General features: G+C 64.0%; 18 protein-coding genes. 12 read left to right on the forward strand and 6 right to left on the reverse strand.

All coding sequences use genetic code 11. The features are described from left to right. The first annotated feature begins 46 nt into the window (after positions 1 to 46). The 3 genes from F3J44_RS05415 to F3J44_RS05425 all read left to right on the forward strand — a co-directional run bounded on the left by F3J44_RS05415 (position 47) and on the right by F3J44_RS05425 (position 4,585). Positions 47 to 3,202, forward strand: a complete 3,156-nt coding sequence (locus F3J44_RS05415; RefSeq protein ID WP_167271023.1) for a transglycosylase domain-containing protein — start codon at positions 47 to 49, stop codon at positions 3,200 to 3,202. Positions 3,203 to 3,288: 86 nt separating this feature from the next. Further along, positions 3,289 to 3,834, forward strand: coding sequence for a PadR family transcriptional regulator (locus F3J44_RS05420; RefSeq protein ID WP_167061927.1), 546 nt, complete (start codon positions 3,289 to 3,291; stop codon positions 3,832 to 3,834). Then, positions 3,827 to 4,585 (forward strand): siderophore-interacting protein, encoded by a 759-nt coding sequence (locus F3J44_RS05425; protein WP_167271025.1) that lies wholly within the window; start codon positions 3,827 to 3,829, stop codon positions 4,583 to 4,585. Before F3J44_RS05420 ends, F3J44_RS05425 begins: the two co-directional genes overlap by 8 nt. A 100-nt stretch (positions 4,586 to 4,685) precedes the next feature. Here the strand turns inward: F3J44_RS05425 and F3J44_RS05430 are convergent, their stop codons facing one another. Both F3J44_RS05430 and F3J44_RS05435 read right to left on the reverse strand, forming a co-directional pair. Continuing rightward, on the reverse strand, positions 4,686 to 5,321 hold the full coding sequence (locus tag F3J44_RS05430) for a Pr6Pr family membrane protein (RefSeq protein WP_167271027.1): 636 nt from the start codon (positions 5,319 to 5,321) through the stop codon (positions 4,686 to 4,688). A gap of 1 nt (position 5,322) precedes the next feature. Further along, on the reverse strand, positions 5,323 to 5,544 hold the full coding sequence (locus F3J44_RS05435) for a VF530 family DNA-binding protein (RefSeq protein ID WP_023378991.1): 222 nt from the start codon (positions 5,542 to 5,544) through the stop codon (positions 5,323 to 5,325). A 165-nt stretch (positions 5,545 to 5,709) separates the two neighbouring features. On the opposite strand from F3J44_RS05435, the gene F3J44_RS05440 reads away from it, so the two are divergent. The 5 genes from F3J44_RS05440 to F3J44_RS05460 all read left to right on the forward strand — a co-directional run bounded on the left by F3J44_RS05440 (position 5,710) and on the right by F3J44_RS05460 (position 14,914). After that, positions 5,710 to 7,713, forward strand: a complete 2,004-nt coding sequence (locus F3J44_RS05440; protein ID WP_167271029.1) for a TonB-dependent receptor — start codon at positions 5,710 to 5,712, stop codon at positions 7,711 to 7,713. 289 nt (positions 7,714 to 8,002) lie between these two features. Beyond that, on the forward strand, positions 8,003 to 9,349 hold the full coding sequence (locus F3J44_RS05445) for a carbohydrate porin (protein ID WP_167271031.1): 1,347 nt from the start codon (positions 8,003 to 8,005) through the stop codon (positions 9,347 to 9,349). Positions 9,350 to 9,376: 27 nt separating this feature from the next. After that, positions 9,377 to 11,788, forward strand: coding sequence for a glucose/quinate/shikimate family membrane-bound PQQ-dependent dehydrogenase (locus tag F3J44_RS05450; RefSeq protein WP_167061911.1), 2,412 nt, complete (start codon positions 9,377 to 9,379; stop codon positions 11,786 to 11,788). Positions 11,789 to 11,966: 178 nt separating this feature from the next. Further along, entirely contained in the window at positions 11,967 to 14,387 is a 2,421-nt protein-coding gene (gene lon / locus F3J44_RS05455; protein ID WP_167061908.1) for an endopeptidase La, read from the forward strand. Positions 14,388 to 14,521: 134 nt separating this feature from the next. Further along, a complete protein-coding gene (locus tag F3J44_RS05460) occupies positions 14,522 to 14,914 on the forward strand; it encodes a protease inhibitor I42 family protein (protein WP_167061905.1) in 393 nt (130 codons plus the stop codon). A 6-nt stretch (positions 14,915 to 14,920) separates the two neighbouring features. Here F3J44_RS05460 and F3J44_RS05465 read toward each other — a convergent pair whose 3' ends face one another. Together F3J44_RS05465 and F3J44_RS05470 are read right to left on the reverse strand one after the other, a co-directional pair. After that, positions 14,921 to 15,841: an alpha-xenorhabdolysin family binary toxin subunit B gene (locus F3J44_RS05465; RefSeq protein ID WP_167271033.1), complete on the reverse strand. Its 921-nt coding sequence runs from the start codon at positions 15,839 to 15,841 to the stop codon at positions 14,921 to 14,923. Then, positions 15,831 to 16,994, reverse strand: coding sequence for an alpha-xenorhabdolysin family binary toxin subunit A (locus tag F3J44_RS05470; protein ID WP_167271035.1), 1,164 nt, complete (start codon positions 16,992 to 16,994; stop codon positions 15,831 to 15,833). The genes F3J44_RS05465 and F3J44_RS05470 overlap by 11 nt, the downstream gene beginning before the upstream one ends. Positions 16,995 to 17,172: 178 nt before the next feature. Between F3J44_RS05470 and cmoA the strand changes: the two genes are divergently transcribed. Both cmoA and cmoB read left to right on the forward strand, forming a co-directional pair. Next, positions 17,173 to 17,976 carry a carboxy-S-adenosyl-L-methionine synthase CmoA gene (gene cmoA, locus F3J44_RS05475; protein WP_370526368.1) on the forward strand — a complete coding sequence of 268 codons (804 nt, stop codon included), beginning with the start codon at positions 17,173 to 17,175 and terminating at the stop codon, positions 17,974 to 17,976. After that, complete coding sequence (gene cmoB, locus F3J44_RS05480) at positions 17,973 to 18,929, forward strand: tRNA 5-methoxyuridine(34)/uridine 5-oxyacetic acid(34) synthase CmoB (RefSeq protein ID WP_167271037.1); 957 nt, start codon at positions 17,973 to 17,975, stop codon at positions 18,927 to 18,929. The genes cmoA and cmoB overlap by 4 nt, the downstream gene beginning before the upstream one ends. A 30-nt stretch (positions 18,930 to 18,959) precedes the next feature. On the opposite strand, the gene F3J44_RS05485 is transcribed toward cmoB, so the two are convergent. Then, positions 18,960 to 19,163, reverse strand: coding sequence for a hypothetical protein (locus F3J44_RS05485; RefSeq protein WP_167271039.1), 204 nt, complete (start codon positions 19,161 to 19,163; stop codon positions 18,960 to 18,962). A 199-nt stretch (positions 19,164 to 19,362) separates the two neighbouring features. Here F3J44_RS05485 and F3J44_RS05490 point away from each other — a divergent pair, with 199 nt between their 5' ends. Then, the gene (locus F3J44_RS05490) at positions 19,363 to 20,037 is read left to right on the forward strand and encodes a heavy metal response regulator transcription factor (protein WP_167271041.1); all 675 of its coding nucleotides are present in this window, start codon (positions 19,363 to 19,365) and stop codon (positions 20,035 to 20,037) included. After that, positions 20,034 to 21,416: a heavy metal sensor histidine kinase gene (locus F3J44_RS05495; RefSeq protein ID WP_167271044.1), complete on the forward strand. Its 1,383-nt coding sequence runs from the start codon at positions 20,034 to 20,036 to the stop codon at positions 21,414 to 21,416. Before F3J44_RS05490 ends, F3J44_RS05495 begins: the two co-directional genes overlap by 4 nt. A gap of 77 nt (positions 21,417 to 21,493) precedes the next feature. Here F3J44_RS05495 and pdxJ read toward each other — a convergent pair whose 3' ends face one another. After that, on the reverse strand, positions 21,494 to 22,216 hold the full coding sequence (gene pdxJ, locus F3J44_RS05500; RefSeq protein ID WP_205299733.1) for a pyridoxine 5'-phosphate synthase: 723 nt from the start codon (positions 22,214 to 22,216) through the stop codon (positions 21,494 to 21,496). Positions 22,217 to 22,251 lie beyond the last annotated feature (35 nt).

Below are 22,251 nucleotides of genomic sequence, written 5' to 3' on the forward strand. Positions count from 1 at the left end.
AAGCTTCAGGCAAGCAACACGAAAATACCTGGCCGGAAAGAAGACTATGGGCGCACTGTGGCAATCGGAACCAACCAGAACGGAAGCACCCGAGGTACCACCGGCCGAGACGCCACCCGCCAAGTCCCCCCGTCAGCGCAGGCTCTGGTGGCGGCTGATCATCCTGATCCTGCTGGTGGCACTGGTTGCCATCGGCTTCGCCGCCTATGACGAGTTCCGCACTTCCAACCTGCAATCGCGTGAATTCAGCAAGCTGGCCACCACCCTCACCTACTCGCTGAACGCCGGCCCCAGCGACGCCATCGTCTACCCGGGCGACGGCCCGTTCGACAAGCGCCTGGGCTACAGCGCCCTGGGCGAATTCCTGCCGCGCCTGCTCAAGCGCGACTACCTCATCAGCCAGCAAGTGCAGTTTTCCCCGGCACTGATGAGTTACGCCGAACATGGCCTGTTCGTGCCCTATATCGAGAAGATCCAGGCGGGCCTGTCGATCACCGATTGCCGGGGCGATACGCTGTATCAATACAACTACCCGCAACACCTGTACCCCGATTTCGCCTCGATCCCACCGGTGATGGTCAACAGCCTGCTGTTCATCGAGAACCGCGACCTGCTCGACACCCAGGACCCGAAGAACAACCCGGCCGTGGACTGGCCGCGTTTCGCCAAGGCCGCCTACAGCCAGGTGGCCAAGTACCTGGCCCTGCCCGGCCAATCCGCTGGCGGCAGTACCTTGGCCACCCAGCTGGAAAAGTACCGCCACTCGCCCGACGGGCTGACCGTGTCTGGCGCCGAGAAGATCCGCCAGATGATTTCGGCCAGCGTGCGCGCCTACCAGGGCGGCCCGGACACCACCGAGGCGCGTGAGCGGATCGTGCGTGACTACCTCAACAGCGTGCCGCTCTCGGCCGTGCCTGGGCATGGTGAGGTGCATGGCATGGCCGAAGGCCTGCGGGTGTGGTACGGCGCTGATTTCGACCAGGTCAACCAGGCCTTGACGGCCACTACCAGCGACCCCGACAGCATGGCCGCGCGGGGCCTGGCCCTGCGCCAGGTACTGTCGCTGATGATCGCCCAGCGGCGGCCATCGCATTACCTGTCCAAGGGCCGGGTCGAGCTGGCCGAACTCACCGACTCGCACATCCGCGTGCTGGCCGCGAACAAGGTCATCGACCAGCCGCTGGCCGACGCGGCGCTGGCCAGCAAGGCGGTGTACCGCGACTGGGTGGCGCAGCCGACCATCGTGCCGATCATCACCAACAAGGGCATCAGCCTGGCGCGCAACCGCCTGGCGGCGATGCTCAACCGCCCGCTGTACGACCTGGACCGCCTGGACGTTTCGGCCACCAGCACCTTGCAGGCCGACCTGCAGGTGCAGGTGAGCCAGTACCTGAAAAACCTGGCCGACCCGGAATTCGCGGCGAAGATCGGCCTGATCGGCGAGCGCCTGCTCACCGCCAAGACCACCGACCAGGTCAGCTACAGCTTTACCCTGTTCGAACGCACCGCCGATGGCTCGCGGGTGCGGGTGCAGACCGACAGCACCAACCAGCCCTTCGATATCAACGAAGGCAGCAAGCTGGAGTTGGGCTCGACGGCCAAACTGCGGGTGCTGACTACCTACCTGGAAATCATCGCCGAACTGCACGACAAGTATGCCGGCAAGCCTGCTGCCGAACTGAAGAAGGTCGACGTCGCCGAACTCGACCGCATCACCCAGTGGTCGCTGGAATGGCTGGAGCAGAACAGCAAGAACCAGAGCCTCGACGCCATGCTCGACGCCGCCTTGGAGCGCAAGTATTCGGCCAATACCGGCGAGGCCTTCTTCACCGGCGGCGGCATGCACGTGTTCAACAACTTCCGCAAGGAAGACAACAACCGCAATCCAACCCTCAAGGACGCCCTGCGCGAGTCGATCAACCTGCCGTTCATTCGCCTGATGCGTGACCTGGTGCGGTACTTCACCTACCAGCAGCCGTTCAACCGGGTGCCGCTGCTCAAGGACGACAACGACCCGCGCCGCCAGGAGTACCTGGCGCGCTTCGCCGACAAGGAAGGCACCAGCTACCTGATGCGTTTCTGGAAGAAATACCAGCGCAAAACCTCGCAGCAGCGCCTGGATACCTTCCTCGACAGCATGCGCGCCACCCCGCAACGCCTGGCCGCGGTGCACCGCTACCTGTTCCCGGAGGCTGGGCAGGAAACCTTCAACGCCTTCGTGCGCGCCCACAGCAAGGATGACAAGCTGGCCGTGGGCAAACTCACCGATGGCAAGCTGGCGGAAATGTACGAGGCCTACGGCCCCGGTAAATACGACCTGCCCGACCAGGGCTATATCGCCAAGGTTCACCCGCTGGACCTGTGGCTGCTCGGCTACCTGCTGAGGAACCCGTCTTCGACCTTGACCGAAATGGTCAACGCCAGCCGCTTCGAACGCCAGGAGGTGTATGGCTGGCTGTTCAAGAGCCGCTACCAGGGCGCGCGTGACAGCCGCATTCGCACCATGGTCGAGATCGAGGCGTTTCTGGACATTCACCAGCGCTGGAAGCGCGTGGGCTACCCGTTCGACCACCTGGTGCCGTCGCTGGCCACGGCCATCGGCAGTTCCGGCGACCGCCCGGCCGCATTGTCGGAGCTGGTGGGCATCATCCAGAACGATGGCGTGCGCCTGCCTACCCTGCGGATCGACACCCTGCACTTTGCCGCCAACACGCCCTACGAAACCAAGCTGGTCAGCGACCCGGACCGGGGCGTGCGGATCTTGCCGGTGGAAGTGGCGCGGGCGCTCAAGGGGGCCATGTCGCAGGTGGTCGATGCCGGCACCGCGCGGCGCATTTCCGGCAGCTTCAAGCTCAACGACGGCACGCCCCTGGTGATGGGCGGCAAGACCGGGACCGGCGACAACCGCATCGAGAGCTTTGGCGCCGGCGGCCGGTTGATCGGCTCGCGCTCGCTGAACCGCACGGCCACCTTCGTGTTCTTCCTTGGCGAGAACCATTTCGGCACCCTGACCGCGTTCGTGCCCGGGCGCTCGGCCGAGGCCTTCAAGTTCACCTCGGCGCTGCCGGTGCAGGTGCTCAAGGGCATGGCGCCGATCCTGATGCCGTACCTGCAGCCGGGCAACCCGAACGAGTGCAAGCCGCCGGAAGTGGCCATGCCCGCACCTGGGCCCGAGGCCGGAAGCGACTCATCTAAAACGTAGATGATAATCATCGGCATTTAGAGGCTTGTGTTTAGATATATCTTGAGTAATATCTTTCGATATATCTAAACACAGGGAGCCTGCTGATGCGCGACCATTCCCACCATGACCCCTTCGACCGTCGCCCCGCCCGCGGCGAGCGCGGCCCACGGGTTTTCGCCCCGGGCGACCTGAAGCTGCTGATGCTGTCGATGCTGGCCGAGCAACCGGGCCACGGCTACGACCTGATCCGCCAGATCGAAGGCCTGTTCGACGGCAGTTACAGCCCAAGCCCGGGCGTGATCTACCCCACCCTCAACTTCCTTGAGGAAGCCGAGCTGATCGCCGGGCAGGTTCACGGCAGCAAGCGCCTGTACGCCATCACCGCCGCCGGCCGCAAGGCGCTGGACGACCAGGCGGTCGCCCTCGACGGTGTGCGCATGCGCATCGAAGTGAGCAAGCGCGCCCTGCGCGGCCATGACCGGCCACCTGAAATCCACGAAGCCGTCGGCAACCTGCGCCACGCCCTGCACATGCACAGCGGGCGCTGGACACCGGAAGAAATCGAACGGGTACGCAACCTGCTCAACGACACTGCCAAGGCCATCGCCTGCGGGCCGGCCGATCCAGTCAGGGAGAATCCCCATGAGTGACACCATCCACCGCGTCAACCACGAAATCCGCCAACGTCGCCTGCACGTGCTGCGGGTGACCGACCTGACACCACGCATGCGCCGCATCACCCTTGGCGGTGAGGAACTGCAGGGCTTCACCAGCGTGGGCAGCGACGACCACGTCAAGTTGCTGTTCGCCGAAACCGCCGAACAGCAGCAGGCCATCGACGCCCGCAACCTGGGCCGCGATGGCGGCGCCCGGCCAACCATGCGCGAGTACACGCCACGGCGCATCGACCTGGTGAACAACGAACTGGACATCGACTTCGTGCTGCACGGCGACGGCCCTGCCTCCACCTGGGCCGCCCAGGCGGCGCCGGGGCACACCCTGAACATCGCCGGGCCGCGGGCGTCGCTGGTGGTGCCGGATATTTTCGACAGCTACCTGCTGGTGGGTGATGAAACGGCCATTCCGGCCATTGGCCGGCGCCTTGAGGAACTGCCAGCCGGGCGGCGGGTGCTGGCGGTGATCCAGATCGAAGATGAACAGGAGCGCCAGCCACTGCCGAGCAAGGCCGAAGTGGAAGTGCGCTGGGTCAAGCGCGATGAAGACCTGCTGGCGTTGCTGCAAGGGTTGGCATTGCCATCGGGCAAGCTGTACAGCTGGGTAGCGCTGGAGAAGTCGCTGACCCGCCAGGCCAAGGCGCTGTTGCTGGACAAGGGCGTGGCAGAGGATGCGTTGAAAGCGGCGGCCTATTGGCGCGCCGATGGAACTGCCGACGACGAGTGATCGGCGCTTTCCTGGGCCGGCCCTTTCGCGGGGCAAGCCCGCTCCTACAAAGGAATGCGCTTGTAGGAGCGGGCTTGCCCCGCGAAAGGGCCGGCCCAGGTCACCCCAACCTCCAACGCCCCCGCCACCGATCCAACCCCAGCAGCACCAGCCCGATCCCCCAGAACCCCGCCAACACCCCCAAGGCATTGAGCATCACCTGCCCATACCCAAGGCGCGCCACATCGATGAACGGGTAGGCATACAACCCGATCTCATTCCCCCGCCACAGCGCATAGGCGAAATACACCAGCGGGTACAGCGCCCACAACACCAGGTGCCACATGCGCAGGCTGCCCTTGGGCACCTCGAACCACCAGTACAGCACGAACAACGCCGGCATCACGTCGTGCAGTAGCTCATCGGCCAACCACTGCCAGCCCTGCGGCTGCCACAGGTGGCGCAGCAGCACACTGTAGGCCAGCGCCACCAGCACGATGCTGGCAGCCACCGCCGAACTCACCGACGGCGACAGGAAGAAACGCCGGGCGCCGGACTCGCGGCCAAATGCGGCATAGCTGAGCACCGTTGCCACCAGGGTATTGGTCAGCACGGTGAAATAGCCGAACACGTTCACCAGCCCACCGATCAAGCTGGCCTGCTCCTGCCAGCGCGCCAGCAGCACCAGGTAAACCTGCACCGCCAGGGCGAACCAGCCCAGCAGCGCCATTGCGCTCAGCCATGGACGCTGGGCCATCTCAGGCCTGGCGCTGCAGCTTCACGTACAGCTGCTCGACCTTTTCCCGCGCCCAGGGCGTTTTGCGCAGGAAGGTCAGGCTCGACTTGATGCTCGGGTTGCTCTTGAAGCAGCGCACGTCCACGCGCTCGGCCAGGCCCTGCCATTGGTAGTGCGCCACCAGCTCGGTAAGGATCTGTTCGAGGGTTTTGCCGTGCAGCGCGTTGTGTTGGGCCGTGCTCATGCCAGTGCTCCGTAGGAAAGATGCGCACCTTACACGAGTGTAGTGGCAGGTGGGATGGGTGAAGCCTTCGGAAAAAGCACTGGCCAGGCGCAAAACCTCTGTGATGAAATAGTGATGTTATACAGTAACAACACAAAAGCATCTGCCAAGGAACGCCTCATCCCCATGTTGCACATTCCGCTTCGCCTCTCCCCCCTCGCCATCGCCCTGTGGCTGGCCTCCTCGCCCAGCCAGGCAGTGGAACTCGACCCCCAGGTCATTACCGCCAACCCGCTGGGCAATAGCCAGCTGGCCGCGCCCAGCACCGTGCTCGAAGGTGACGACCTGCTGCAACAGCAGCACGGCAGCCTGGGTGAAACCCTGAACAAGCAGCCCGGCATCAGTTCCACCTGGTTCGGCCCAGGCGCCAGCCGCCCGGTGATCCGTGGCCTGGATGGCGACCGTATCCGCATCCTGCGCAACGGCGTCGGCGCCCTGGATGCCTCGTCGCTGTCCTACGACCATGCCGTACCGCTGGACCCGGTCAACGTCGACCGGGTCGAGATCGTGCGTGGCCCGGCCGCGTTGCTGTACGGCGGCAATGCCATCGGCGGCGTCATCAACACCTTCGACAACCGCATCCCCGATTCGCCCATCGACGGCATCCACGGGGCCGGTGAACTGCGCTACGGCGGCGCCGACACCACCCGCAGCAGCGCCGGCAAGCTCGAAGCCGGCGACGGCACCTTCGCCTTGCACCTGGACGCCAACAGCCGCCAGTTCAACGACCTGCGCATCCCTGGCTACGCCCGCAGCAGCAAGGTGCGCGATGCCGACGAGCCGGGCAGCCGCCATCGCCTGGAAAACAGCGACGGCCGCCAGGACGGGGGCGCAATCGGCGGTTCCTACAACTGGGAGCATGGCTATGCCGGCCTGTCGTACAGCCGTTACGACAGCAACTACGGCTCGGTGGCCGAGTCCGGCGTGCGCCTGGACATGAAACAGGACCACTACGCCTTCGCCTCGGAAATCCGTGACCTGGACGGCCCATTCAGCTCGGTGAAACTCGACGCCGGCTACACCGACTACGAGCACCGCGAAATCGAGGACGGCGAAGTCGGCACCACGTTCAAGAACAAAGGCTACGAGGCCCGTATCGAAGCCCGCCACCAGCCGCTGGGCCCGCTGGAAGGGGTGATCGGTGCGCAGGTCAGCCGCAACGAATTCTCGGCCCTGGGCGAAGAAGCCTTCGTGCCGCAAACCGACACCGACAGCCTGGCGCTGTTCATGCTTGAACAGTGGCAAGCCACCGAGCGCCTGAACCTGAGCCTGGGCGCGCGCATCGAACACACCCGTGTCGACCCCGACGCCAAGGGCAACGAGAACTTCGTCGACGCCGACAGCGCCAGCAGCTTCAACGCGTTCAGCCTGTCTTCGGGAGCGGTGTATCAACTTGACCCGATCTGGTCGCTGGCCGCCAACCTGGGCTACACCGAGCGGGCCCCCACCTTCTATGAGCTGTATGCCAACGGTGCCCACGTGGCCACCGGCGCCTTCGAGCTGGGTGATGCCAGCCTGAACAAGGAAAAGGCCATTTCCAGCGACCTGGCCCTGCGTTTCGACAATGGCACCCACAAGGGCAGCGTGGGGGTGTTCTACAGCCACTTCAACAACTACATCGGCCTGATCGGCACGGGCAACCTGCGCGAAGGCGAGGACGGCGACATCCCCGAATACCGCTACGAGGGCGTGCGTGCACGCTTCTACGGCATCGAGGCGCAGGACCGCTGGAAGCTGGTGGAGAACCGCTACGGCAGCTTTGCCCTGGAGCTTTCGGGCGACTACACCCGGGCCAAGAACCTCGACAGCGGCGAGCCGCTGCCTCGTATCGCGCCACTGCGCCTGAACAGCGCCTTGGTCTGGGAACTGGACCGCTGGCAGGCACGGGTCGAGGTGGAACATGCCGCGGCGCAGCACCGCAAGCCTGAAAACGAAACCAGCACCGATGGCTACACCACCCTGGGGGCCAGTGTCGGCTACCGCTTCGACATCGGCCAGAGCCAGTGGCTGGCGTTCGTGCGCGGGGAGAACCTGACCGACCAGACCGTGCGCTATGCCAGCTCGATCCTGCGCGACATCGCCCCGGCGCCAGGGCGTAGCGTTGAAGTAGGGCTGCGTACAACCTTCTGATGGGTTTTTGTCCTTCGCGGGCAAGCCCGCTCCCAGCGCTACTGCACTGCCATTGAAACCTGTGCAGTACCCTGTGGGAGCGGGCTTGCCCGCGAAGGGATAACCACTGTTGCCAAACCTGCAACAATCCCCTGCGACAATTTGTCTTTTTTTATTTCAACGTCCGCTATATCCTCCCCGCCGCAAGCTGAATCGCTTCACCCAGCATTCCCTTTTGCCATTTCCACCGAAGAGCCCGCTCCCCGGTGCGCTAGGCATTTGCTCAATAATCAGAAGATAGCGCTATCTCATGTTCCAACTGCCCAAAACCCGCTACACCGGCCTGGCATTGATCGCCCTCGCCACCAGCCTGCCGAACACTGCCAGTGCAAGCGAACCCTTCGCCAAGGATTCCCCCTGGATGTTCGGCGACTGGGGCGGCAACCGCACCGCCCTGCTGGAAAAAGGCTACGACTTCACCCTCGGCTACACCGGCGAGATGGGCAGCAACCTGCACGGCGGCTACGACCATGACCGCACCGCGCGCTACAGCGACCAGTTCACCTTTGGCAGCCACCTGGACCTGCAGAAAATCCTGGGTTGGGATGCCACCGAGTTCCAGCTGACGGTCACCGAGCGCCATGGCGACAACATCAGCAACGACCGCATCAACGACCCGCGCGTCGGCGGCTTCACCTCTGCCCAGGAAGTCTGGGGCCGTGGCGAAACCTGGCGGCTGACCCAGCTGTGGATCAAGCAGACATACTTCGACGGCGCCCTGGATGTGAAATTCGGCCGCTTCGGCGAAGGCGAGGACTTCAACAGCTTCCCCTGCGACTTCCAGAACCTGGCCTTCTGCGGCTCCCAGGTGGGCAACTGGGTGGGTGGCATCTGGTACAACTGGCCGGTCAGCCAGTGGGCCCTGCGGGCCAAGTACAACCTCAGCCCCGAGCTGTACGCCCAGGTTGGCGTGTACGAGCAGAACCCCTCCAACCTTGAGTCCGGCAACGGCTTCAAGCTCAGCGGCAGTGGCACCCAGGGCGCGGTGATGCCGATCGAACTGGTATGGAGCCCGCGCATCCAAGGTCTGAAAGGGGAATATCGCGCCGGCTACTACTACAGTAATGCCAAGGCACAGGATGTTCTCAAGGACAGCAACGGCCAACCGGCAGCCATCAGCGGCGCCGCCTACCGCAGCAGTTCGAGCAAGCACGGCATGTGGCTCGGCGCGCAGCAGCAGGTGACCTCGCAGGCCTCCGACCAGTCCCGCGGCCTGAGCCTTTTCGCCAACGCCACGGTGCATGACAAGAAGACCAATGTCATCGACAACTACCTACAGGCAGGGCTGGTGTACAAAGGCCCCTTCGATGCCCGCGCCAAGGACGATATCGGCTTTGCCGTCGCCCGCGTGCACGCCAACCCCGCCTACCGCAAGAACGCCCGCCTGGCCAACCAGGCGGCCGGCCTGGACGACTACGACAACCCGGGCTACCTGCCGGTGCAAGACACCGAGTACAGCGCCGAACTTTATTACGGCATTCACCTGGCCGACTGGCTCACGGTGCGCCCGAACCTGCAGTACATCCGCCATCCGGGCGGGGTGTCGCAGGTCGACGACGCCGTGGTCGGCGGCCTGAAGATCCAAAGCACTTTCTAACCCCTTGCACTGAACGGAGAACCTAAGATGAGCACTGACGGTGCCAACCCTGGAACCCGCTGGCTACCCCGCCTGATGGGCGTGTTGCTGTTGCTGATGGGCCTGGCCCTGCTGGCCGGCGGCATCAAGCTGAGCCAGCTGGGCGGATCGCTGTACTACCTGGTCGCCGGGATCGGCTTTGCCGTGGCGGGCGCCCTGCTGGTGGCCCAGCGTCGCCTCGCCCTGGGCCTGTACGGCCTGGTGCTGCTGGGCAGCACTGCGTGGGCCCTGATGGAGGTGGGCCTGGACTGGTGGCAACTGGTGCCGCGCCTGGCCATCTGGTTCGCCATCGGCGTGGTCTTGCTGCTGCCCTGGGCACGGCGCCCGCTGATCGGCCCGGCAGCCGGGCTCAACACCGCACTGTTGAGCGTTGCCGTGCTGGCCTCTGGCGCCAGCGCCGTGGGCAGCCAGTTCACCCACCCCGGTGAAGTGTTCGGCGAACTGGGCCGCGACAACAGCGAAATGGGCAGCGCCGCGCCGGCCATGCCGGACGGCGACTGGCAGGCCTACGGCCGCACCGAGCACGGCGACCGCTATTCGCCGCTGCGCCAGATCACCCCGCAGAACGCCTACCGCCTTGAAGAGGCCTGGCGCATTCGCACCGGTGACCTGCCCACCGCCAACGACCCGGTGGAGCTCACCAACGAGAACACCCCGCTCAAGGCCAACGGCATGCTCTATGCCTGCACCGCCCACAGCAAGGTGCTGGCCCTGGACCCGGACACCGGCGCCGAAATCTGGCGCTACGACCCGCAGATCAAGACCCCGGTCGGCACCTTCAAGGGCTTCGCCCACATGACCTGCCGCGGCGTCTCGTACTACGACGAGAACAGCTACGTCAGCCGTGACGGCAGCCCGGCGCCGAAGGTAACCGATGCAGGCCAGGCCGTGGCCCAGGCCTGCCCGCGCCGCCTCTACCTGCCCACCGCCGATGCCCGCCTGATCGCCATCAACGCCGACACCGGCAAGGTCTGCGAAGGCTTCGCCAACCAGGGCGCAATCGACCTGACCACCGGCATCGGCCCGTTCACCGCAGGCGGCTACTACTCCACCTCGCCGGTGGCCATCACCCGCAGCCTGGTCATCATCGGTGGCCACGTCACCGACAACGAGTCGACCAACGAGCCGTCCGGCGTGATCCGCGCCTACGACGTGCACGATGGCCGCCTGGTGTGGAACTGGGACAGCAACAACCCAGACGACACCAAGCCACTGGCACCGGGCAAGCAGTACAGCCGCAACTCGGCCAACATGTGGTCGCTGGCCAGCGTCGACGAAGACTTGGGGATGGTCTACCTGCCGCTGGGCAACCAGACCCCCGACCAATGGGGCGCCGACCGCACCCCAGGCGCCGAAAAATACAGCGCAGGCGTGGTCGCCCTGGACCTGGCCACCGGCAAGGCCCGCTGGAACTACCAGTTCACCCACCACGACCTGTGGGACATGGACGTTGGCAGCCAACCGACCCTGGTACACCTGAAAACCAAGGACGGCGTGAAGCCTGCGATCATCGTGCCGACCAAGCAGGGCAGCCTGTACGTGCTCGACCGCCGCGACGGCACGCCGATCGTGCCGATTCGTGAAATCCCCACCCCGCAAGGCGCGGTCAAGGGTGACCACACCGCACCGACCCAGGCCCGTTCCGACCTCAACCTGCTGGGCCCGGACCTGACCGAACAGGCCATGTGGGGCGCCACGCCGTTCGACCAGATGCTGTGCCGCATCCAGTTCCGCGAACTGCGTTACGAAGGCCAGTACACCCCGCCGTCCGAGCAGGGCTCATTGGTCTACCCAGGCAACGTCGGCGTGTTCAACTGGGGCAGCGTGTCGGTCGACCCGGTGCGCCAACTGCTGTTCACCTCGCCCAACTACATGGCCTTCGTGTCGAAGATGGTGCCACGCGAACAGGTTGCCGCCGGCAGCAAGCGCGAAAGCGAAACCAGCGGCGTGCAGCCGAACACTGGCGCACCCTACGCGGTCATCATGCACCCGTTCATGTCGCCCATCGGCATTCCGTGCCAGGCGCCGGCCTGGGGCTACGTGGCCGCCATCGACCTGTTCACCAACAAGGTGGTGTGGAAGCGCAAGAACGGCACCACCCGTGACAGCACCCCGGTGCCGATCGGCATGCCAGTGGGCGTACCGAGCATGGGCGGCTCGATCGTCACCGCAGGCGGCGTCGGCTTCCTCAGCGGCACCCTCGACCAGTACCTGCGTGCCTATGACGTGAACAACGGCAAGGAATTGTGGAAGGCCCGCCTGCCAGCGGGTGGCCAGGCCACGCCGATGACCTACACCGGCAAGGACGGCAAGCAGTACGTGCTGATCGTCGCCGGCGGCCACGGCTCGCTGGGCACCAAGATGGGCGATTACATCATCGCTTACAAATTGGCCGAGTAACATCCACCGGCAAGCCCGCGCCGACAGAGGATCGCGTACCTCTGTAGGAGCGGGCTTGCCCCGCGAAGGGCCGGCACTGGCCAGCAAAGATGAAACCCTCCCCGCGCCCTTCATCTACCATTGAAACCCATCCCCCCCCGCCCCATCTAAGCACCATAGTCATTCACGCAGGTGCCCCATGAGCGACCAGCAGGATTTCCCGGAACAACCCGACGAACACAGCGAAGTCGAACACCTCGATGCCAAGGCCGATACCGGCCACGCCCTCGCCCTGCCCGGCCAACAGCTGCCGGACAAGGTCTATGTGATCCCGATTCACAACCGCCCGTTCTTCCCCGCGCAAGTGCTGCCGGTGATCGTCAATGAAGAGCCCTGGGCCGAAACCCTCGACCTGGTGGCCAAGACCGAGCACCACTCGCTGGCGCTGTTCTTCATGGACACGCCGCCAGAAGACCACCGCCACTTCGACACCAAGGCGCTGCCGGAATACGGCACCCTGGTCAAGGTGCACCACGCCAGCCGCGAGAACGGCAAGCTGCAGTTCGTCGCCCAGGGCCTGACCCGCGTGCGCATCCGCACCTGGCTCAAGCACCACCGCCCACCGTACCTGGTCGAAGTCGAGTACCCGCGCCAGCCTGCCGAGCCCACCGACGAAGTGAAGGCCTACGGCATGGCCCTGATCAACGCGATCAAGGAGCTGCTACCGCTCAACCCGCTGTACAGCGAAGAGCTGAAGAACTACCTCAACCGCTTCAGCCCCAACGACCCATCGCCGCTCACCGACTTCGCCGCCGCGCTTACCTCCGCCACCGGCAACCAGCTGCAGGAAGTGCTCGACTGCGTGCCCATGCTCAAGCGCATGGAAAAAGTGCTGCCGATGCTGCGCAAGGAAGTCGAAGTGGCGCGCCTGCAGAACGAGATTTCCGCCGAGGTGAACCGGCAGATCGGCGAGCACCAGCGCGAATTCTTCCTCAAGGAACAACTCAAGGTCATCCAGCAGGAGCTGGGCCTGACCAAGGACGACCGCAGCGCCGACCTGGAACAATTCCAGCAGCGCCTGCAAGGCAAGACCCTGCCCGACCAGGCGAAAAAGCGCATCGACGAGGAAATGGGCAAGCTGGCCATCCTCGAAACCGGCTCGCCTGAGTACGCCGTTACCCGCAACTACCTGGAATGGGCCACCGCCCTGCCCTGGGGCGTGTACGGCAAGGACAAGCTCGACCTCAAGCATGCGCGCAAAGTGCTGGACCAACACCATGCAGGCCTGGACGACATCAAGGAACGCATCCTCGAATTCCTCGCCGTGGGCGCCTGGAAGGGTGAAATCAGCGGCTCCATCGTGCTGCTGGTCGGCCCGCCCGGGGTGGGCAAGACCAGCATCGGCAAGTCCATCGCCGAGTCGCTTGGCCGGCCGTTCTACCGTTTCAGCGTCGGCGGCATGCGCGATGAGGCCGAGATCAAGGGCCACCGCCGCACCTACATCGGCGCCCAGCCGGGCAAGCTGGTGCAGGCGCTGAAGGAGGTCGAGGTGATGAACCCGGTGATCATGCTCGACGAGATCGACAAGATGGGCCAGAGCTACCAGGGCGACCCGGCCTCGGCGCTGCTGGAAACCCTCGACCCGGAACAGAACGTCGACTTCCTCGACCATTACCTGGACCTGCGCCTGGACCTGTCCAAGGTCCTGTTCGTGTGCACCGCCAATACCCTGGACTCGATTCCCGGCCCGCTGCTCGACCGCATGGAAGTGATTCGCCTCTCTGGCTACATCACCGAAGAGAAACTGGCCATCGCCAAGCGCCACCTGTGGCCCAAGCAGCTGGACAAGGCCGGTGTGGCCAAGACCAGCCTGAGCATCAGCGACAGCGCCCTGCGCACGGTGATTGACGGCTACGCCCGCGAAGCCGGTGTGCGCCAGTTGGAAAAACAGCTGGGCAAGCTGGTGCGCAAGGCCGTGGTCAAGCTGCTGGACGACCCACAGGCGAAGCTTAAAATCGGCAACAAGGACCTTGAAGCCGCCCTGGGCATGCCGGTGTTTCGCAGTGAACAGGTGCTGGCCGGCAAGGGCGTGATCACTGGCCTTGCCTGGACCAGCATGGGCGGCGCCACCCTGCCGATCGAGGCCACCCGCATCCACACCCTGAACCGCGGCTTCAAGCTCACCGGCAAGTTGGGCGACGTGATGAAGGAGTCTGCCGAAATCGCCTACAGCTATGTCAGCTCCAACCTCAAGCAGTACGGCGGCGACCCAGGCTTCTTCAACGAAGCTTTCATTCACCTGCACGTTCCCGAAGGCGCCACGCCCAAGGATGGCCCGAGTGCCGGCATCACCATGGCCAGTGCCTTGCTGTCGCTGGCCCGCGACCAAGCGCCGAAGAAAGGCGTGGCCATGACCGGCGAGCTGACCCTGACCGGCCAGGTGCTGCCCATTGGTGGGGTGCGCGAGAAGGTGATTGCGGCGCGGCGGCAGAAGATTTTCGAACTGATCCTGCCCGAACCTAACCGCGGGGACTTCGAGGAGCTGCCGGACTACCTGCGTGAAGGCCTGACCGTGCATTTCGCCAAGCGCTTCGCCGACGTGGCCAAGGTTCTGTTCTAGCCAGTGCCGGCCTCTTCGCGGGGCAAGCCCGCTCTTGTAGGAGCGGGCTTGCCCCGCGAATAAGCCAGCAGCCACAACACAAAACCCCTCGATCATCGGTTATCCTCAGGCCATCGCCAGCCTTCGGAGCCACCATGACCGCCCCCCGTCTGCTCGTTCCCCTGAGCCTCGCCCTGCTCGCCGCCTGCGCCCAGCAGCCGCAACCGAATGTCGAACTGGACGCCGAAAGCGAATGCCCCAAGCGCCTGCAGGTCGGCCAGACCCTCACCCTGACCCTGCCCAGCAACCCGTCCACCGGTTACCGCTGGCGGGTTCAGAACCCAGCGTCCAATGTCCTCAAGGGCCTTGGCCCCGAGGTGTACAGCGCCCCCGAGGACGCTGACATCGTGGGCGAGGCCGGGCTTTCGACCTGGCGCTTCCAAGCTCATGGCGCCGGCGAAGGCCACTTGATACTGGTGTATCAGCAGCCTTGGGCATCGCAGGTGCAACCGGTGCAGACGTTCGATTGCAAAGTCAGGGTTGATTGAGCGATTTCACACGGCCTCGATGGCGCGGCGCACCGATACCAGGTAGTCGCGGACCTCTTCAAGTGCAGATTTAAGCGCAGAGGGCTGTGTGGCTGCAGCGACGGTTTGCGACAGTGCCTTCCAACTGTCACAGAACCGGCTCACCTGCTGCAACCAGGTCTGTCGCTCGGCCAGCAGTTGCTCAATGCTTTCATATTGCCGTTGTCCAGCCTGTTCCTTCGACAACTGCAGTCGGATCTGCTCCAAAGTAATGCGTTGCTCATTCAACGCCTCACCGAGACGACGGCGGCTCATGAACACGTCGGACAGTTTGCGCCCCTGTTCAAGAAGATCCAGGTGCTTATTGAGATTTTCGAGGGCAGCCTTCAGCAACTCCGGACTTACCGTTGGATCCTTGAGGGTGCCGATAACCACTTCGATATCCTTCGGTTCAGGCAGCAAGCCGCGCAGTGCTTGGGTTACAGATGGCTTCTCCAGGGTCTGGAGTAAAGCGTCTATCTCCTTCAGGCGAGCCTCTTGGGCGGCGACAAGCGCTTTCTGGGCGTCAATGGAAGTTTGAACCTGCAACACAACCTTCCCCTGTTCCGCCTTCAAAGCGGCGATATTCGGGTCGCGGTAGCCCTGCACACGCTCGGCCGCCAGGACCACTTGCGCCATGTCGGCCGCCACGCTCTGCCGCAGGCGCAGAAGATCGTCCTCTTCCGACGCCGGATATTGGTCAAACTCCAGGTTCAGCGAAACCAGACTGGAAAGCACACTTTCTCGCAGCGTGTCGTTTCCGGCTTTTACCAAGGAGGCGAGGTCGAGCAGGCGTTCCCGTACCGCCGGTAGAACAGTTGCTGTATGACCGTGATAAAGCGTGCGGATTTTATCCTCGGCCTGGGTCATCACGTTTACATCTGGCAGGCTACGCGTTTCATTTACCATTTTGGAACTTCCTTTCAAAATCTATCAACGTCTCATTGAACAATTTTGAGATATCTTTTGAGATACCTTGAATGTTTTTCCATGGATTGATCACTCGCTCGAATTGCTCGACGAAGCGCTTGACATCATGATTGGTTGAAACGGCCTCTGCGCGCCTCTGCGAATTCTTCGCATAGGCATCCAGCAGTACCCAGACGTCCTCCAAGTTGGCAGTAGCCGTGCGCACGTCGACCAAGCGAAATGCCATGTCAGCGATGTCCGTAGTGACTTTCTCAATGATCGGGAAGTAGTCCTGCAACTTGGACTTTTGTTCGACCAACTCGCTGCGCTCGCGGATTTTTTTGTTTTTTTCAGCCCGCACTGCCTCCGCTTGCTTGCCATAAATACCACCGGTGATCGCCAATCCGAGGGGGCCAAACACCAGGCCGGTAAAAGACAGGCCGACCAAACTTTTGTATTCATCGAGTTTTTTTTGTATCTCGCTGTCCAACACCGTGAGTTTGGCATCTAACTGTGTCAGCGCCTCGGTGAACTGGCTGTGCAGCATTTTGTCTCTTAAACCGCGCGCCATCGGTAGCAAGTTTTCGCTGATGGCGTCGCCGAAGTGATCGACCAGTTGTTTTACATGCTGAATACTCTTGCGCTTGTAGGCAATTTCTTCGCGAATGACGCCCATGTGCCGTGCAACGGCCTGCTTGAAGGTCTCGCCGTCCCTCACTGGCAGCTCAATAGCGTGCTGGCCGGCAGTGGCATCCCAGGTGTCCATCGTCTTGATCAGAGCAATCAACTTAGTCGCCTCAGCGACCAAGGTCTCTGCAAAAATTTGAAGATCCGCCCCCAAACTCTTGCAAGCATCTTCCACACCGTCCCAAGAATCGGCATGCTTGCGCAGGTTGTCAAAGAGAACGTCAATATCCTGCTTGCTGGCACTCACCAGGCTCATCACGGATTCGGGGATGGCTGCATCAGCAGTAGGAAGTTTGCGAATCGCTTTTTCGTAGCGCTTGATCGCGATCAGATTATCCCGATTGAAGATAAAGGCCGGCTCGTTCTTTCGCAGATCAAAAACTTGCTCCGGCACATACTGGGCGCGCTGCTCTTCGCTCAATTGCTGAAAGGACAGCCTTTGTTCAGGATGGGTTATTTCAGTCATCTAATGCCTCCGTTAATTACCTACATCACGCTGCAGAAGACGACGATAGGCTTTTCCGGTCGGGGCTATAATCAGCAGGCACAGCAGCGTAGTCACGAATTCATCAGCAACGGTCGTCAGACCTTTTAAACGGGGAAATCTCCCTCCCGTCGCCCCTGGCAGGACGGCAGTCCGATAAATAGGCATTACGCCCTTGATTTGGCTAGAATATCGCCCCCGTTTCCGCACCGAGCCCGCCGTGAGCAAACAACCCGACCGCCTTTTCGCCCAGCCCCTGGAGCAAGTGCCCGACTTCGTGTTCAACGAAGACGTGGTGCGCGTGTTCCCGGACATGATCAAGCGCTCGGTGCCCGGTTACCCGACCATCGTCGAGAACCTCGGCGTGCTGGCCGCGCGCTTCGCCCAGCCCAACACCGCACTGTACGACCTGGGGGCTTCCCTGGGGGCGGTGACCCAGGCGCTGCGCCGCCATGTGCGCAGCGACGGCTGCCAGGTCATCGCCGTGGACAACTCCGCGGCCATGGTCGAGCGCTGCCGCCAATACCTCACCGCCCAGGACTCGATGTTCCAGGAACTGCTGCCGGTACAAGTGCTGGAGGCCGACATCCTCAGCCTGCCGCTCGCGCCGGCCTCGGTAGTGGCAATGAACTTCACCCTGCAATTCATTGCCCCCGAGCAGCGCTTGGAGCTGCTCACGCGCATCCACCAGGCGCTGCTGCCCGGCGGCGCGCTGATCCTCTCGGAGAAACTGCGTTTCGCCGATGACGAAGAGCAAACCCTGCTCAACGAGCTGCACCTGGACTTCAAGCGGGCCAATGGCTACAGCGAACTGGAAATCGCCCAGAAACGCAGTGCCATCGAGAACGTGATGAAGCCCGACACCCTGCAGGCGCACAAGGAGCGCCTGCACGCGGCCGGTTTCACCAAGGTCGTGCCCTGGTTCCAATGCCTCAACTTCGCCTCGCTGATAGCCCTGCCATGATCGATCTTTCCCCCCTCGTCCGCCGCCTGGCGGGTACGCCCCTGGCTTCCTGGTCCCAGGGCCTGCAAGCGCAACTGGATGCCAAGCTGGAAAAAGGCCATGGCGACCTCGACCGCTGGCGCGGCGCCCTCGACGCCCTGCCGGCGCTCACGCCCAGTGACGTCGACCTGGCCACCGGCCTGCGCCTGGATTGCGCCTGCGACGATGCCACCCGCGCCCAGCTGCGCCAGGCGCTGATGGGGCTGTCGCCCTGGCGCAAGGGGCCGTTCGACCTGTTCGGCGTGCACGTGGACACCGAATGGCGCTCGGACTGGAAGTGGTCGCGGGTTGGCCCGCACCTGAACCTCAAGGGCAAGCGCGTGCTCGACGTGGGCTGCGGCAATGGCTACTACCAGTGGCGCATGCTCGGCGCCGGCGCCGACATGGTCATCGGCGTCGACCCCAACTGGCTGTTCTTCTGCCAGTTCCAGGCCGTGCAGCAGTACCTGCCCGAGCTGCCAGCCTGGCACCTGCCGTTTGCCCTTGAAGACCTGCCAGCCAACCTGGAAGGTTTCGACACGGTGTTTTCCATGGGCGTGTTCTACCACCGCCGCTCGCCCATCGAGCACCTGCTGGCGCTCAAGGATTGCCTGGTCAAGGGCGGTGAGCTGGTGCTGGAAACCTTGGTGATCGAAGGTGACGAGAACCAGGTGCTGGTGCCTGAGGACCGCTATGCGCAGATGCGCAATGTCTGGTTCCTGCCGTCTGTTCCGGCCCTGGAGCGCTGGCTGCGCCGCGCCGGTTTCAGCGACGTGCGCTGCGTCGACGTGAGCACCACCAGCGTCGAGGAACAGCGCAGCACCGACTGGATGCGCTACCAGTCGCTGGGCGACTTCCTCGACCCCAACGACCATGGCAAAACCATCGAAGGCTTGCCAGCGCCACGCCGGGCCACGTTACTGGCGCGTAAATAGCGTTTGGGGTCGCGCCAGCGGCGTCCGGCGTCAATCCTTGGCCACCTCGCGGGCTTTCGCCTGGGCCTTGCGCTCGCGCTCGGCGATGGCCTGCTGCTGGTCGCCATACAGGCGTGCCTGGTCCTGGCGGAAGGCCTCCCAGAACTGCTTCGAACGTTCCGCGCCGCCTTCGGCGTAGACGCTGGCGCTGCCCAGGGCCATGGCCGCCAGCAGCAGGTATTTGCTCAGGTTCATCGTGCTTGCCTCGTGTTAGTCGATCTGACAAGGCAAGCCTGCCCTAGGGCAGCTAACACCAAGGTGAGGCGGGCATTACAGTCTTGCAATGTGATCGGGTGTTGCCGGGCCATTCTCATTCCGTAACATCCCGCCCCTTGACCCTCAACCCCCTTCAGGCTTGAGAATCCCGCCCTTTCCAACACACCGAGCCCGCCCCATGCGCCTGCTGATCATCGAGGACGAACTGCGAACCGCCGACTACCTGCACCAAGGCCTGCGCGAAAACGGCTACGTGGTCGACTGTGCCCACACCGGCACCGACGGCCTGCACCTGGCGCGCCAGCAGCCCTACGACCTGGTCATCCTCGACGTCAACCTGCCAGAGCTCGACGGCTGGACGGTCCTGCAGCGGCTGCGCGCCGAATCCGCCACCCGCATCATGATGCTGACCGCCCACGGCCGCCTGGCCGACCGGGTCAAGGGCCTGGACCTAGGCGCCGACGACTACCTGCTCAAGCCGTTCGAGTTTCCCGAGCTGCTGGCCCGTATCCGCACCCTGTTGCGGCGCAACGACCAGCAACTGCAACCGACTACCCTGCGGGTCGCCGACCTGGAGCTGGACCCCGGCCGCCACCGCGCCTATCGCGCCGGGCAACGTATCGACCTGACCGCCAAGGAGTTCGCCCTGCTGCACCTGCTGATGCGCCAAAGCGGCGAGGTGCTGTCACGCACGCAGATCATCTCGCTGGTGTGGGACATGAACTTCGATTGCGACACCAATGTGGTCGAGGTATCGATCCGCCGCCTGCGGGCAAAAATCGACGACCCGTTCGACGACAAGCTGATCCACACCCTGCGCGGCGTCGGCTACGTGCTTGAGGCCCGCGTGTGAAAAACGCCAGCCTGTCGCTGCGCCTGGGCCTGGGCGTCACCCTGATGGGCGCCGCGCTGGTGTTGTTGCTGGCCTGCCTGGCCGTGTTCGCCCTCGACCATGAGCTGGACAGCCGCGCGCGCAAGGACCTGGCGCGCAAGATGATGCAGGTAGCGCACAACCTGCGGGTCGACCTGCGCAACGAAGACCTGGGCAACCGCGCCCACCCGCTGCTCGACCTGGTGATGGGCCACGACAACCTGAGCCTCAGCGTGCTGGCCCTCGATGGCCGCCACCCGCACCTGCTCAGCCTGGGGCCGGCCCTTGAATCACGGGTCAGCGAGCTGCCCACCGACGCCCGCCTGGGCTTTCATCAGTGGCGCGACGGCAGCGGCCGGCAGATCCTCACCGCCACCCAGCTGATGCGCCTGCGCGACGACACCCCGGTGCGGGTGATGATGTCGCTCGACCGTGCAGACGACAACGCCCTGCTCCAGGCCTACCTCAACTCCACCCTGCTGGCGCTGCCGCTGCTGCTGGCACTGATCGGCGCCGGTGCCTGGTGGCTGATGCAGCGCGGCCTCAAGCCGCTGCGCAGGTTCCGCCGCATTGCCGGGCAGGTTTCGGCCCAGGACCTGCAGCACCGCCTGCCCGTGGCCGGCCTGCCCCAGGAACTGGCGGACCTGGCGCGCAGCATCAACGTCATGCTCGAACGCCTCGACCAGGGCGTTCGCCAGCTGTCACAGTTCTCCGACGACCTGGCCCACGAACTGCGCACGCCGTTGAGCAACCTGATGGGCAAGGCCCAGGTCACCCTGGCCCGCGAACGGCAGAGCGAGAACTACCGCGAAGTGCTGGAAGACAGCATCGAGGAACTGACCCGCCTCAACCGCATCATCAACGACATGCTGTTCCTCGCCCAGGTCAGCCAACCCCAGGCCCAGGTGCTGCTCAAACCGCTGGCGCTGGCCGATGAAGCGGCGCAGGTCAGCGAGTTGTTCGCCTACACGGCCGAACCCAAGGGCATCGAGCTGCGATTGCAGGGGTGGGCAACGGCGTTGGTCGACCGGTTGATGTTCCAGCGGGCACTGTCCAACCTGCTGAGCAATGCCATCCGCCATGGCGCCGAGGGGCAGGCCGTGCAACTGGGCATCGAACGCCAGGGCGCCGAAGTGCGAGTGTGGGTGGAGAATCAGGGGCCGGGGATTGCCGAGGAACACTGGCCGCAGCTGTTCGAACGCTTCTACCGGGTGGGTGCCGGGCGTTCGCGGCTCGAAGGCGGGACGGGGTTGGGCCTGGCGATCGTCAAGTCGATCATGCAGTTGCATGGGGGGCGGGTCGAGGTCTGCAGCAGCCCTGCTGGGCCAACGCGGTTTACCCTGGTGTTTCGATCAGAATGAATGGCTTGCCAGTGCCGGCCTCTTCCCTGTAAGAGCGGGCTTGCCCCGCGAAGAGGCCGACACTGGCAACCAACGGATCAGCGCGAAGCCGCGACGATCAACGCCTTCATCTCAGCCACCGCCGCCTTGAAGCCAACGAACAGGGCATGGGCCACCAGCGCATGGCCGATGTTCAGTTCGTTGATCCCCTTGATCGCCGCCACCGCCTCGACATTGTGGTAATGCAGGCCATGCCCGGCATTGACGATCAGCCCCTGCCCCACGCCAAAGGCCACGCCATCGACGATACGCTGCAGCTCGTCGGCCACTTCGCTCGGGGTTTGTGCATCGGCGTAGCGCCCGGTGTGCAGCTCCACGGCTGGCGCACCTACCCGCCGCGAGGCCTCGATCTGCCGCTCGTCGGCATCGATGAACAGCGAAACCTCCGCGCCGGTGCGCGCCAGGCGCTCAACGGCGGCCTTGATGCGTGCTTCCTGCCCCGCCACGTCCAGGCCACCTTCGGTGGTCAACTCCTGACGGGTTTCGGGCACCAGGCAGATGTGCGCCGGGCGGATCTTCTCGGCAAAGGCCATCATCTCTTCGGTAACGCCCATTTCGAAGTTCATGCGCGTCTGCAGCACGTCCTTGAGCAGCACCACGTCGCGCTCCTGGATGTGCCGGCGGTCTTCGCGCAGGTGCACGGTAATGCCGTCGGCACCCGCTTCCTCGGCGTCCAGTGCGGCCTTGACCGGGTCCGGATAGCGGGTGCCCCGGGCCTGGCGCAGGGTCGCCACGTGGTCGATGTTGACGCCAAGAAGCATGCGGTTGCTGTGAGTCACGAAAGGCTCTCCTGTGA

Source organism: Pantoea sp. Tr-811, assembly GCF_011752535.1.
Classification (GTDB): Bacteria; Pseudomonadota; Gammaproteobacteria; order Pseudomonadales; family Pseudomonadaceae; genus Aquipseudomonas.